Below are 14,563 nucleotides of genomic sequence, written 5' to 3'. Positions count from 1 at the left end.
ACATCTTGGCGTTTAAAGATGAGATACAATAAAAAATACAAGAATGAGCAAAGTCCGTGGTAACAGGCTTTGCTCTAAGGCAATATATTTTAGTATTGCCTTTTTGCAAGCATAGTACAATGGTCAGTATACAAGCTTCCCAAGCTTGGGATGCGGGTTCGATTCCCGTTGCTTGCTCCAAATGATGTGTTTTAGTAGGAGGGAATAACGTGGCATTAGAGCTGTTCAGACACAATGAAGAAGCCTATAAAGCTGTGGTGTCAATGCTTGCTGAACGAAATAAAGCAGCCGTAGTTCACCCTACCGGAACAGGAAAAAGTTTTATCGGTTTTAAACTCTGCTATGACAACTCCGATAAGATAATATGTTGGCTTTCTCCGTCAAGGTATATCTATCAGACGCAGCTTGAGAATTTAAAAGAGGCAAGCGGTGGATATGAGCCGCAGAATGTGAAATTTTATACTTACGCCAAGCTTATGCTTTTATCTGACGAGAATTTTTCGGAGATAAAACCTGATTACATAATACTCGATGAATTTCACAGATGCGGTGCGGAATATTGGGGCATGGGCGTTCAGAAATTGCTTGAAATGTATCCGGATACACCGCTGTTAGGTCTGTCTGCCACAGCAATACGTTATCTTGATAACCAGCGTGATATGACAGACGAGCTTTTTGACGGAAATATCGCAAGTGAAATGACTTTGGGTGACGCTATCGTTCGTGGTATCCTTGATCCGCCTAAATATATTCTCTCGATATTTTCATATCAGAAGGATCTTGACGAATATGAAAAAAGAGTAAAAAATGCAAGATATAAGTCTATGCGTGACAAGGCTGAGGAATATCTTGAAGCACTTCGCAGGGCGTTAGATAAAGCAGAAAAGCTTGATGATATTTTTGATAAGCATATGGAAAACAGAGCAGGAAAATATATCGTTTTCTGTGCAAATCGTGAGCATATGGACGATATGATAGACAAGGCTGACGAATGGTTTCATAAGGTGGATAAAAGGCCTCATATTTATGAAGCTTATTCCAATGATCCTGAAACAAGCAAGGCTTTTCATGAATTTAAGGAGGATAATTCTGACCACCTTAAATTGCTATACTGCATAGATATGCTTAACGAGGGCGTTCATGTTGACGATGTTTCAGGTGTTATTCTTCTGCGTCCGACTATCTCTCCAATTATCTATAAACAGCAGATCGGACGTGCGCTAAGTGCAGGGAAGTCACAAAGACCTGTTATTTTCGATATTGTCAATAACATTGAAAATCTTTACAGCATAGATTCTATCAAAGAAGAAATGAAAGTTGCTGTTCGTTATTATCGTTCTCATGATAACGAGGGCATGGTAGTAAATGATAACTTTGAGCTTATTGATAAAGTTGAAGACTGCAAAAAGCTTTTCGATAAGCTTGAGGAGTCCCTTTCAGCTTCGTGGGATATCATGTATGAAAAGGCAAAAGCTTATTATGAAAAAAACGGTGACCTTGAAATACCTGCGACATATTTTACAGAAGACGGCTACAGCCTTGGCTTGTGGATAAATACACAAAGAGGACTTTACAGAGGAACTCATAATGGAAAACCTCTTACGCAGATGCAGATAGATGCACTTAACGCTATTGGTATGCGCTGGCAGTCAATAGGCGAATTGTCATGGGAAAGATATTATGAAGCCGCTAAAAAGTATTATGAGGAGAACGGCAATCTTTTAGCACCATATTCATATGTAAATGAAAATGGAATAAACATTGGCCAGTGGTTAGTCACCCAGCGAATGGCAAAGAAAAATGGTATCAGAAAATGGGGCTTTAGTGAGGAAAGATCCGCAAGGCTTGATGAGATAGGAATGGTATGGGACGTGCCTGATTATCTCTGGGAAGAAAACTATGAGGCCGCCGTTAGATATCATCGTGAAAATGGTGACCTGGACGTTCCTGCAAAGTATGTAGACAGCGAGGGAATATGTCTTGGAGTTTGGCTCGACAGTATGCGAAAATCAAGACGGACAGGTTCACGTTCTCTGACAGCCGAGCAAATATCTCGCCTTGATAAACTCGGAATGAGTTGGGACGATAGAAACAACAGAAAATGGAATGATATGTTTCGTGAACTTACGGAATACTATAAGGATAACAATAATTTCAACATTCCTGTTTCATATAAAACCAAAAATGGTGCTTGTCTAGACACATGGGTGGAAAGACAGCGTATTTTGTATAGAGATGGCAAACTTTCAGACGCTCGCATTGAAAAGCTGAAAAGTATAGACTTTGTTTTTGATGCAACTTCTTCACGTTGGGAAGAAAAGTATTTACTGCTGAAAAAATATTATGATGAACACGGAAACACAGATATTTCTGATGACTTAACTGTTAGCAGTGCAAGTATAAAAACATGGATAAGCAGACAAAAAAAGTATGCCAAAGAGGGAAGATTGTCAGAGAAACAGATAGAAAAGCTTAAGGCAATAGGACTTCTTTCAGATATCTCATATCATGAACATATATGGAATGAAAGATATTCGCTTGCAAAGCAATATTACGAAGAATATGGAAACATAAGCGTGCCTCAGAACGCTGTATATCATGAATTTCAGCTTGGCATATGGATATACAAACAGCGTGTGCAGAAAAGAGAAGGCGTTCTTTCACAGGATAGGATAGAATTATTGGATAAGCTCGGGATAGAGTGGAACAATTTGTCTGAGATAGAGAATGCTAGTCTTTATGAAAAGGGTTTTCAGCATCTTGAGAAATTTATATCTGAAAAAGGGATATATAAAATAAGGGCAATAACTGTGTGTGACGACGGATATCGCCTAGGAAACTGGATATCCAATTGCAGAGTACGATACAGACGAGGCGAGCTTGCAAAAAAATATGTGGAGAGATTCAGAAAGCTGAGATTTCCTCTTGACGCTGAAGATGAGTGGGAGTATCGCTATGAAGAATTAAAGGCTTATTTTGAAAAAAACGATACAAAACGGCTCCCAGAAAAATATGCTGCCTATGACGGCACTGACCTGTCTTTATGGTTTTCCAAGCAAAAAAGAGCATATAAAAAAGGCGAGCTTACCAAAGAACAAATGAAAAAATTTGACGATATCGGTTATCCCTTTAAAGCCGAAAAGTCAGGGATATATAAGGCGAATATGACAAAATGGCTTGCTAAGTATGAGATAGTAAAGGAATATCTTGAACTGCATAAAGGCGAAAAACTCGACCCTAAGGCAGAATACAAAGGGATAAAAATCATTGATTGGATACGTCAGCAGAGGAATTTTATCCAAAACGGAGTATTCAGTGATGAAAGAGTAGAAATGTTCAATGAACTTGACCCTAAAACTGTTCTTGATAATTTGATATCACATTGGGATATAATGTATGAAGAAGCAGTGAGATATTTTGATGAGCATGGTGTTGGTGCAAGCGTCAAAAAGGGTATCATTGTTGACGGCAGTGAGCTGTGTAATTGGGTCAATGGCGAACAGAAGATAGTAAATGGAAAAGATAGCACACCAAGAACGCCTGAACAAATAGAAAAGCTCAAAAAGATAGGCATAGAGCCGCAAGTAAATGACAGATTTGAAAAACAGTGGCTGACAAGATACGAAGAATTGAGATCTTTCATTGCGGAAAACGGGAGAATGCCTCTCACAAGAAAAATAAAAGGATCAGAAAACAGCATTGCAGTATGGCTCAATTCTCAGAAGAAAAAATACAAGAATGGACAGATGTCAGACAAGCATATTGAAATGCTTGAAGCACTCAAAGTTGATCTTGATCCCGAAAAAATTTGTAGATAAGTAACCTAAAAAAGCTCTTAGATCGCAAGACGACCTAAGAGCTTTTATTCTGGTGCCGCTAACCGGACTTGAACCGGTACGCTGTCGCCAGCGAGGGATTTTCGTACTACTCTATGTTACCATAGCCACACAAAGCGTGTGTTGTAGTCTGGACTTGGTCTTTACCATATCCTTTCGGACTTAGGTAGTCGGTGTAAGGTCTCTACACTCACCCTGACGGGTTAGCACGGCGTTCTGTTTGTGCCTTCGCCGTTTTAGCCGACTTCTACTCCACAGATTTCTCTGTGGGCACTCTCTGAGAAAAAACTCAGACGCACATTGCTATGCGTACAAACATCAAAGTCCCTTGTGTCTGCCTATTCCACCACAGCGGCATGCAAGATATATTATAACACTTTTTTTGCAAAATGTCAACGCTTTTTTGCAAATTACAAGTTGTTAAACGGAAATAAGTGGTAATGACAGAATAGTGGCAGTGTTTATTTTAAATCTTTTTGCCTTGAAACTGAAAATCTGTAGATAAATACAGATATCAAAGCGGTGACGACTTCTGTTATCCAGAATGCGTTCCATACGCCTGTTGGTCCCGTGAGCTTGCAGAGGAAGAACGCAAGTGGCAGTATTATCGCAATAAATCTGCACAGAGATATCATAAGCGACGGAATGCCCATGCCAAGCCCCTCCAGCGCACCTGATGAGGTGACGGATACTGCGGAGATAACAAAGCCGATACAAATTAGGCGTAGTGCTGTTTTGCCTATGGCGATAGTGTCAGCGTTTTCCGTGAAAAGCCCTATGAGCTTGGCTGGGAAAAGTGCGCATATGATAGTTCCTGCCGCCAATATCACACCTGTCATGTAAAGAACAATGCGGTATATTTTCTTCACACGCTCCTTCTCGCCTGCTCCGTAGTTAAAACTGATAACTGGTCGCATACCCTGAATAACACCGTTTGCGGGTAGATAAAGAAAGGTCTGGAGCTTGTAGTAAATTCCAAGAACAAGCACATAGCTTTGTGAATATGCCGCAAGTATGCCGTTGAGGGCGGATATGAGAAGTGACGGCAGTGCAAGATTAAGTGTTGCAGGAATGCCTATGGAGTACATCTTTGCGATTATTATGCCGTCAGGACGCTTGTGTTTTGCGGAAAGCTTAACAGGAAGCTCACAGCGAAGATATGCTATTATGTATATGACAAGGGTCAGCACCTGACCGATACCGGTGGCGAGTGCAGCACCCTTTATACCCATTTCAGGAAAAAATCCACCGCCAAAAATAAGCAGAGGGTCAAGGATTATGTTTGCAATACAGCCGCAGAGCATACTGAACATTGATATCTTCATTCTGCCGACAGATTGGAATATCTTCTCAAATGCAATGGCAAGCATTAATGCAGGAGAGAATGTAAATACAATGTTGCAATACTGCACGCCAAGATCTACAACGTTTTTATTACTTGTGAACATAGATAGAAATGCAGGCATTATAAGTATACATATTATCATTAGCACAATACCATGCAAAGCCGAAAGGGCAAGCCCCTGAGTTGCGGCAATGTCAGCCTTTTCCTTTCTGCCTGCACCAAGATATATGGCAATGACCGCATTGATGCCGATACCAAAGCCGATAGCAGTGGCACTTATAAAATTCTGCACAGGGAACACCAGTGAAAGCGATGTCATTGCGTCCTCGCTTATCTTTGCCACAAAAAAGCTGTCAATGATGTTGTAAAGAGAGTTTACAAGCATTGATATCACCATTGGCAGGGACATTGAAAGCAGAAGAGGGAAGATCGGTCTTGTTTTCATGAAATCACTGTTCATTTATTTTTTACACTCCTTTGTCTGTGGGCAGAAAAAAAGCCGCACAGCCTGTTTGCTGTGTGGCGAAAAGTGACATACTGTCAGGAAAAATCCACGCAAGTTTTACAAAGTATATTTTAACATAGCGGTATGATTTTGTCAATGAATTTTCTTTAATATTGTGTTTCAAAAAAGTATACAAACACGCTAATTGTAGATTGACAAGATTTTTCTGTTATGGTAAAATGTTATTATGATAATTTATGTTAGGGGAGAAAGCGTAATGACTTTTATAGAGTGGCTCAAAGACTGTAATGAAGCAGACCATTTGACTAAAAAGGTTTACATATGTAATGATTATCTCAACGCCGAGAGAATGTTGGAGAACGCAAGCGGTGAAAATATTGTTATAAGGCTTGAAAGATACACAGTCGCAGATCATGCAAAGCATATTATCGAAACCAGTGCCGAGTATATGGACAGCAGGATAATAACACTGTCAAATGCTGAGGGCTGTGAGATAGTAAGACGTATTATTGATGAAAGCGGTATAAACTATTTTAAAAGCGATGACCATAATGCCTGCATGGAGATATTCAAGACAATATCAGAGCTTAGAATGAACTGTATAGGCCCTGATTCATTGTCCTTGGACAGCAGACGTATCAACACGCTGAGTGCGATCTTTCAAGCGTATGAAAATAAGCTTTCAGACAGCAAACTATATGACAGTGCAAAGCTCATAAGCATTGCCAGCGGTCTTATAAAGGCTGGTAAGGCAGACGTGAACAGCGTTCATTTTGCATATGATAAAGAAATAGAAGCTGATAAGCTGACAGCGGAGTATATAGGGCTTTTGCCTGATCCTGCGGTGATAGATAACATGGCTGATATGAGCGATGAGCAGTATCAGAATGGTCTGAGAAAATTAGCACAAAAGGCGGAGCTTTGGAGAAATTATGGCGTAACAAACGAGGTGGAGAGAACTGTTCTACATATCGTGAACAGTGGTTATGAGCTTTGCGATACCGCTGTGCTGTGTCCCGATGATGAGTATATGGACTTGCTCATGAATATGTGCGATCAATACAAAGTCCCCGTGGAATTTCCTGAGGGCATTTCATGCAGACACAGTGACGTTGTTGCATTGTTCAGGGCAATGCTCAAATGGTGCAAAAATGACTATAGATTTGACCTATTCAGAGATGTAATGCTTTCGCCTGTTTTCAAATATGAGGAGATAGTAGAGGACGGCAAGACCAAAAGCAAGGGCCGGATATTCCTTGAAGCACAGAACTCAGGAAACGGCTGGGGCATTGAATGGTATAGCACAAGGGATAGTCAGGTGTTTACGGACTTTTATGATGTCTTTAAAAAAGAAAATGTCAGCGCAAAAGAGTTTTACGGTGGCGTACTGAAATTGGTAAAAAAATATGTGAATGGAGCAAACGCCGAGCAGAGAAGTTCCATATCAAGCGTTAAGGACGCTTTGATAGGCAGATATATATTTTATGCAGACTATGACAAGAGTCTTAGCTTGCAGGAAGCAATGACTGAGATCACCGACATTGCAGAGAACGCAAGGTATTCTTTGCCTGCATCAAAAGGTGCTGTTACCTGCTGTCTTATGGGGCGGTATTCTGCGCTTTTCATGAAAAACATATATGTTCTTGGTCTGACAACAGGAAGATTTCCTGTCATGCAGGACGAGTCACCTGTGCTTAACGATAAGGAGAGAGAACAGCTTTTCGGCAACCGTGACCATTGTTCTGACGCTATCGAGCGCAGAAAGCTCACTGACCTTGTGAGAACTGTTCTCATGGCTGAGAGAGCAAACCTTGTTGTAAGCTGTAGTGTTTATGATACCGTAGAAATAAGAGCGCAAAGCCCGTCGGCAGTGTATACTGTTATTGCGGCTGAAAAGGGCATTGATGTAAACAAAATAGAAGTGTATGATTATCTTTCTGACAGACGCAAGGTGAGCGTGCGTTCTGAGATATCATTAAACAGTGCTTTCCTTAACAAGGCAGAAAAAATCGGGCTTCATGATGACGGTGCAAAGCAAAGCGAAAGCCTTACGGAGTATCTTGATAAGCAAAGAGAAAGCCGTATAGATATATTGCGTGAAATGTGCGAAAAAAAACATTTTATCATTTCTGCCACAAGCCTTTCGACTATGCTTCAGTGTCCGCTGAGGTTTTTCTATGAGCGTATCGCCCATGTTGAAAAGCCGCAGGAGGTGGATATAGACCGCAGTGCATGGCTCAAAGGCAATGTCAAGGGAATGTATATACATGAGATAATGGAGAATTATGCCAAGACTGTGCTTAAAGGAAAAAGTGCGGCTGAGGTGTCTGAAACTGTTGACAAGGCTATACTTGATGAGATATTTGAGAGTGTTACGAAAAAATACCTTCTTGATTATCCACCGTTGGATATGGCTGTTGCGCAGAGTGAGAGAAATGAATATTACAATTGTGTCAAGGCATATCTTGACGAACTGCACGGCGATATACACTCAGGCAAACGTGAGGTCGTTGAGGTCGAGTATCCGTTCAACGGTGATGTGGAGATAGGAGAGTATGAAGTCACCATAATGGGTAGGATAGACCGCCTTGACAGGATAATAGACGGCACAAAGGTGTCATACCAGATAGTTGACTACAAGACGGAGGATATCAAAAAATTCAGGGAAAAGCTCCCAGAAGACCCACAGGATCATATTTATGCACTTGCGCTTGAAAATGGTTGTACGCCTGTGGGAGAAGTGAGCGAAAGTGATATCGTTGCCGCAGATTACGTTTTCATTCTTGAAAAAGGGAATTGCCATGTAGTTAACAATAAGGATAATTCTGGAATCGAAAACATGATAACAATAACATTTAAGAAAATAGTAGAAGAGGGCTTTAAAAAGTGTATTGTGAATAAGAATGATAAAATTACTCCATGCACGTTTTGTCCTGCTTATGAAGAAGTTTGCTCAGGGGGTGCAACAGAATGAGTGAAGAACAGATAAGAAGCTATATAATAGACAAAGACAGTTATGATAAGAATATCCTTGTTGAAGCAGGCGCAGGTGCAGGTAAGACAAGGCTTATAATACAGCGTGTTATAGGTCAGATAGGCGCAGGTATACCTGTTGAAAAGATAGTGCTTATAACTTTCACCAACGCTGCTGCAAACGAGCTTTATGAGAGGATACAGGCAGGGCTTACGGAGAATATCGCAAAATGCAGCGGTGAGGAAAAGAAGCTGTATGAGAACGCTGTTATGAATTTACAGCGCATGAAGATAAGCACTATACACAGCTTTTGTTTGAGTATGCTGTCAGAACAGCCTTTTGAAGCTGACCTGCATTTGGGATTAAAACTTGCCGAGGACGGTGAAACAAAGCAGGCACAGGCTGACTTTTTCGAGAGATATTACCGCACAAATGGTGCGAACATAGAAGATTTCGGCTTTCTGAACAGCAATCAATATAAGCTCAGAGACAGCCGTGTGAAAAACTTTCTTATGGAAACATTTCTTGAGTGTGCTGAATACAGAGATGTTGAGTTTGTTAGGGATAAAAGCTATGACAGTGTGACATTTGACACCATAAATAAGCTTGCCTATAAAGAAATGTGTAACTATAGGGATAGTCTTGTGCGTGCGTTCTATAATGGTGCTTTGGGTGGAAAATACGAAGATATAGCAGGTTTTCTTGTTGGTGATGTGACAAAGTTTTTTCCTGATAATATGAATGTCTACGACCCAAAGTATAATTATGTAAAAGTTTGCGCTAATCTTAAAGCTTGCAAAAAGTTCCTTGAGCCTTTTAATAAGACTAAAATTAAGAAAGATCATCCAAAGAGCAATGAGAACATGGCTATTTTCAGCCCAAGTGGGTTTGATAATGTAAAGAAAGAAAATGCACTGTATGCACTCAACAAGACGGCAACGTATATAGAGCAGGCTGTAAAGGCTTATCAGGAGAGTGAAGACGGGGAGAGCGTTTCAAATGACGGGCTTTTGTATCACACTCACGAGCTTCTCAAAAACAGCAGTGAGGCAAGAGCGTTTTTCAAAGACAAGTATTCCTGCATTTATATAGACGAGTTTCAGGACACTGACGTTATGCAGACTGAGCTTCTGCTGTATCTTTGTGCAGACGACAGCAAGCTTATAGCAGGCGGTGATATATGGCAATGCCCACTCCGCGATGGTGCGCTGTTTGCGGTGGGCGACCCTAAGCAGTCTATCTACGGCTTCCGTGACGCCGATATCAGGCTTTATAACAAAATGAAAGCCAAATTCCAGAACAATAATGAAAAAAACTGCGAGTTTTTCTCACTTGATTACAACTTCCGCTCTGATGAGCAGCTTATAGCTTGGGTAAATGAAAAGTTTCAGCCTGAAATAAACGGCAAATATGGTATGACATACAGCGATATGATATCAAAGGCTGATAAGCCTGCGGCTGTTTCCGACGATGTTATCAGAGGGGCGTATTTTGTCAAAGATCCGGGTGCTGAAAGCGTGGCTAAGATAATATCAGACCTTGTGAACGGTGGAAAGATATTCGACAAGGGTGTGGAAAGACCTATAAAATACAGTGATTTTCTTCTGCTTCTTTGGAACACAACTCAAATGGAGTTTTATTCAATGGTCTTGACAGATTGTGGCATACCATATACAATGTGGGGCAAACGTCCTCAGAAAAACAGTCTGGTGCTGAAAAGATTTATTGCTCTTGCAGAGTTCGTTTTTGAAAGCTACAGCCCTACCGCAAAGGAAAAGGCTTATTCTATCCTTTGGAGATGTAGGCCTGACAGCATCGATTTTGAAGACGCTGAAATTGACGTAGACGATTATGAACAAAACTGTGAAAGCAATGACGCCACGCTTGTTGCAGTAAAGGCGTCTGCCGATACTGTTAATGAGCCTATAGCGAAGCTTTATAAGATACTTGATTTTCCTGAGCTTCTTTTCGATAATACCAGCAACAGAGAATATGAGCTTTCAAATCTTATCTATCTTATTGAAAAGTGGGAAAAGCAGGATTTTGCAGGAAGCGATGAGCTTATGGACATGATGAAAAACGAGCTTTCTGTGCTGAAAGAAAAAGAGCTTATCCTTGACAGCAGTGAGCAGAACTGCGTAAGGCTCATGAATCTTCACAAGGCAAAGGGTCTTGAGGGGAATATCGTTATTATGGCGGAGGCTAAAAATCATAAATTCAGCGGTGGAAAGTACACCGACCTTGTGGCTAAAAGACAGGTCTATGTACCTTTGAAAACAAGCGATTATTCATATATGGACTATCTGACATTCTATCCTAATGAGAGGAAGCAGGCAGAGGATAAATATTTTGGCGAACAGCTCAGGCTTGAATATGTTGCGGCCACAAGAGCAAAGCAGGCTTTTATATTTGTGTATACTTTTGAACGGAAAAAACCTGTGATCGACAAACTTACAATGAGCAAAATAGGCAGAGAACTGCCGCAGATAAACAATGCCACAGCGCAAAGTGCTGTGCAGGCGGTGCAGATAAACGTCAAGGATATATTCGATGAGGTGAACAACAGTCGAAATGCTTTTGATGAAAGCGTTAAAAAGCTCAGTGAGAAATATGTTAGCAAAATCACTCCTAGCCACCTTGAGGACGGCAAAAAGGTCACTATACCAAGTGGAGTGGAGAAACTGTCTTATGGACGTCCAAAGGGCATAGATATCGGTCATATGGTACATCGTGCCTTTGAGCTTGCAGTGAATATGCGTGGAAAGCTGTTTTCGTATAACGAAACGCCACAGCAGAATGAGCTAATTCAGAAGATTGTCAGCAGAGCGTATCTCGACTTTGAGGACGAGTGCAGTTCGCAGGCTTCTGAGAGCTTTTATAAGGACTATATCAACTATCAGCTTCACAGCTTTTTGAAAGATAAGGATATCGAAACATTGCTCAAAAATGCGCAGGCGGTGTATACAGAGCTTCCATTCTACAGTATGGACGGCAATGAATACAGCAACGGAGTTATGGATCTTGTGCTTAAAATGTCAGACAAAAGCTTTATCATAATCGACTATAAGACCAACATACAGGAAGAAGCCGACAGAAAGCTTTTTGAGGAGAGAATTTTAAAGACATATCGTTCACAGCTTGATTTCTACGAAAAGATACTCAGAAAAATGCTCTCGCTCAGTGAGGAAACCAAGGTGGAGTGCCATATTTACTTTATGAATGACGATAAATATATGAAAAACTAGAGCAAAGTCGCTTAAAATATGAATGTGTTAATATTATGAATAATATTATAATTTGTATCGTTCGGTTGACAATGTGATTGAGGTGTGGTATAATAAATCAGTTAATAATGTCGAAAAAAGTAAAAAAAGCAACAATAAGTCTACACTAAGCGTAAGGAGAACGTGAATATGGACGTGTACAAATTATGGACCTGCGATGATAACAGCGAAAGCCAACTGAGTTCCACCTCTTCGGAGATAGAAAAGGAAATTGACGTTCTCGGGAAAACTTTTGATTTTGTCAGGCTGCTGAAAGCGGACGGTCCTCATGGAGTGAGCGGCTGCGTTGAAAATCCATGTCAGTGTTTTTCTTTTTGGAAAGTGGACGAGCCTTGTGAAAACTGTATATCCTTAAAAACTTTTATTGATAAAAAGCCGAGAACTAAGCTTGAATTTATGGGAACTGACATTTATCAGGTCTTTTCAAAGTATGTTCAGGTTGACGGAGAGCCGTATGTTATGGAGCTTATCAAAAAGCTTGATGAGGACTCTCTGCTGGGTGTTCAGGACAGAGAAAAGATAATGAATAAGCTGTCAAAATATCATAAGGCAATGTATACTGATGCATTGACAGGTGCGAGCAACAGGAGATATTTTGAAGATAAGCTTAAAAAGTCCCATGTGCCTGCGGGCGTTGCGATGATAGATCTTGACGACTTCAAGGTTTATAATGATACATGCGGTCATGACGCAGGAGATATGGTGCTTGTGACAGTGGTTGATGCTATAAGGCGCTGTATTAGAAAATCTGATGAGCTTGTGCGTTATGGTGGCGACGAGTTTTTGCTTGTCATGCCTGGTATTCAGGAGGACGATTTTGCCCATAAGCTCAGGAAGATAAAACGAAATATCCATGCGGCAACTGTGCCAGGGTATTCAAATATACGTCTGTCAGCAAGCGTCGGCGGCGTTTTCTCTGATGGCAATAGCCTTGACGAAGCTGTCAGCAAGGCTGATAAGCTTATGTATCAGGCAAAGACAAAGAAAGATACAGTTGTCACAGATGGTCACGAAAGTGTTGTCGGTGAGCCTCAAAAGCAGGAGATACTTATTGTTGACGATTCAAATATAAACAGAGAGATACTCTCTGAAATGCTTGGCAATGAATATATCATACATGAGGCGGCAAGCGGCGAGGAGTGTATTGACCTGCTTAGTCAGTATGGCACTGGAATTTCACTTGTGCTTTTAGATATAATCATGCCCGAAATGGACGGATTTGAAGTCCTTGACTATATGGCGGAACATCATTGGATAGATGATATCCCTGTTATAATGATATCAAGCGAGGATTCTGCGTCCTCTATAAGAAAAGCATATGAGTTTGGCGTTTCTGATTATATCAGCAGACCCTTTGATTCACGCGTTGTGTATCAGCGTGTGTTCAATACCATTAAGCTTTATGCAAAACAGCGCAGACTTATTTCCCTTGTCAGCGACCAGATGTATGAAAAAGATAAAAACAACCGTATGATGATAAGCATACTCAGCCAGATAGTAGAGTTCAGAAACGGCGAGAGTGGAAGTCATGTGGTGAACATAAAGCGCATAACGGAGCTGCTTTTGGATAGGCTTCCCATGCGCACAAACAAGTATACTGTCAGCGGCACTGAGCAGCTTCTCATACCAATGGCTGCGGCACTCCATGATATCGGCAAGATAGGTATTGACGATAAGATACTCAATAAGCCCGGCAGGCTAACCAAAGAGGAGTTTGAGATAATGAAAACTCACTCCGCTATCGGAGCGAATATGCTTGAAAGTCTTGAGCAGTTCCGTGACGAGCCACTCTTGAAGATAGCCCATGACATATGCAGGTGGCACCATGAGCGTTATGACGGCAGGGGCTATCCTGACGGACTAAAAGGCGACGAGATACCGATATCGGCTCAGATAGTTTCTGTCGCCGACGTTTATGACGCACTTGTCAGCGAGCGAGTTTACAAAAAGGCGTATTCTCATGAAAAGGCTATGGAATTGATACTTAACGGAGAGTGCGGTACATTCAACCCTGTGCTTGTCGAATGTCTTAAAGATATTCAGAACGAACTTGCAAAGGGCGTAGAATAAGAGATGATATGATTTGTAAGGAGTGTCCTGATGACTACTAGAGAATTTTATGAAAGCATTGGCGCAAGTTATGACAGCGTTCTGGTACGTTTCGGCAGTGAGAAAATGATAACAAAGTTTGCAAAAAGATTTGCTGATGATACAACTTTTCAGGATATGTGCAAGGCTTTAGAGGAGAAAAACGCCAAGGAAGCTTTCCGTATGGCTCACACCCTCAAAGGCATTTGTAGCAATCTTGGCTTTGATGAGCTTTACAAGGCGAGCTATGACCTTACAGAGGATCTTAGGGACGGTGAGCTGTCAGGCTATGAGCAGGATTATGAAAAGGTCTGCGAAAAATATAAGATAGTTTATGACACTGTGACAAAAATAGATAACTGAGTTTTGACCGATAGTCTGTCAGACTGTCGGTTTTATGGTGAGGAGGAGCTTCCAACCCATGAGCTTAGAATGATGTCTGCGTTTAATGGGAAGATAGCAAACTTCAATCGCAAAACTATCAAGGGCAGACAGCTTTTCAGAATGAAATATTTAATTTGCCCCAGAAAATAGCAAAACACCCGTATCATGTGCGATACGGGTGTTTTT

At 41.1% G+C, this 14,563-nt stretch carries 7 protein-coding genes and 1 tRNA gene; 7 read left to right on the top strand and 1 reads right to left on the bottom strand.

The features are described from left to right. The first annotated feature begins 105 nt into the window (after positions 1–105). Both AB5627_RS02430 and AB5627_RS02425 read left to right on the top strand, forming a co-directional pair. Positions 106–180, top strand: a tRNA-Gly gene (locus tag AB5627_RS02430). Between the two features lie 29 nt (positions 181–209). Continuing rightward, positions 210–3,818 (top strand): Helicase associated domain protein, encoded by a 3,609-nt coding sequence (locus AB5627_RS02425; protein ID WP_022287693.1) that lies wholly within the window; start codon positions 210–212, stop codon positions 3,816–3,818. Between the two features lie 479 nt (positions 3,819–4,297). Here AB5627_RS02425 and AB5627_RS02420 read toward each other — a convergent pair whose 3' ends face one another. Next, positions 4,298–5,641, bottom strand: a complete 1,344-nt coding sequence (locus AB5627_RS02420; protein WP_333634991.1) for an MATE family efflux transporter — start codon at positions 5,639–5,641, stop codon at positions 4,298–4,300. 262 nt (positions 5,642–5,903) lie between these two features. On the opposite strand from AB5627_RS02420, the gene AB5627_RS02415 reads away from it, so the two are divergent. The 5 genes from AB5627_RS02415 to AB5627_RS02395 all read left to right on the top strand — a co-directional run bounded on the left by AB5627_RS02415 (position 5,904) and on the right by AB5627_RS02395 (position 14,527). Then, complete coding sequence (locus AB5627_RS02415) at positions 5,904–8,621, top strand: PD-(D/E)XK nuclease family protein (protein ID WP_333634990.1); 2,718 nt, start codon at positions 5,904–5,906, stop codon at positions 8,619–8,621. Then, positions 8,618–11,866, top strand: coding sequence for a UvrD-helicase domain-containing protein (locus tag AB5627_RS02410; protein ID WP_333634989.1), 3,249 nt, complete (start codon positions 8,618–8,620; stop codon positions 11,864–11,866). The genes AB5627_RS02415 and AB5627_RS02410 overlap by 4 nt, the downstream gene beginning before the upstream one ends. 168 nt (positions 11,867–12,034) lie before the next feature. Beyond that, a complete protein-coding gene (locus AB5627_RS02405) occupies positions 12,035–13,975 on the top strand; it encodes a diguanylate cyclase (RefSeq protein WP_022287327.1) in 1,941 nt (646 codons plus the stop codon). 30 nt (positions 13,976–14,005) lie between these two features. Next, entirely contained in the window at positions 14,006–14,356 is a 351-nt protein-coding gene (locus AB5627_RS02400; RefSeq protein ID WP_022287326.1) for an Hpt domain-containing protein, read from the top strand. A gap of 3 nt (positions 14,357–14,359) precedes the next feature. After that, positions 14,360–14,527, top strand: a complete 168-nt coding sequence (locus AB5627_RS02395; protein ID WP_181987764.1) for a hypothetical protein — start codon at positions 14,360–14,362, stop codon at positions 14,525–14,527. Positions 14,528–14,563 lie beyond the last annotated feature (36 nt).

The sequence above is a fragment of the Ruminococcus sp. RTP21198st1_G1_RTP21198_201120 genome (assembly GCF_040924265.1).
In the GTDB taxonomy this organism is placed as follows: domain Bacteria; phylum Bacillota; class Clostridia; order Oscillospirales; family Ruminococcaceae; genus Hominimerdicola; species Hominimerdicola aceti.
This window is presented reverse-complemented; position numbering and strand designations above follow the sequence as displayed.

Bases quoted from the DNA above. Each gene is read 5' to 3' on its own strand.
- AB5627_RS02400 (WP_022287326.1), top strand. From the start codon at position 14,006: ATGACTACTAGAGAATTTTATGAAAGCATTGGCGCAAGTTATGACAGC.
- AB5627_RS02420 (WP_333634991.1), bottom strand. From the start codon at position 5,641: ATGAACAGTGATTTCATGAAAACAAGACCGATCTTCCCTCTTCTGCTT.
- AB5627_RS02410 (WP_333634989.1), top strand. From the start codon at position 8,618: ATGAGTGAAGAACAGATAAGAAGCTATATAATAGACAAAGACAGTTAT.
- AB5627_RS02415 (WP_333634990.1), top strand. From the start codon at position 5,904: ATGACTTTTATAGAGTGGCTCAAAGACTGTAATGAAGCAGACCATTTG.
- AB5627_RS02405 (WP_022287327.1), top strand. From the start codon at position 12,035: ATGGACGTGTACAAATTATGGACCTGCGATGATAACAGCGAAAGCCAA.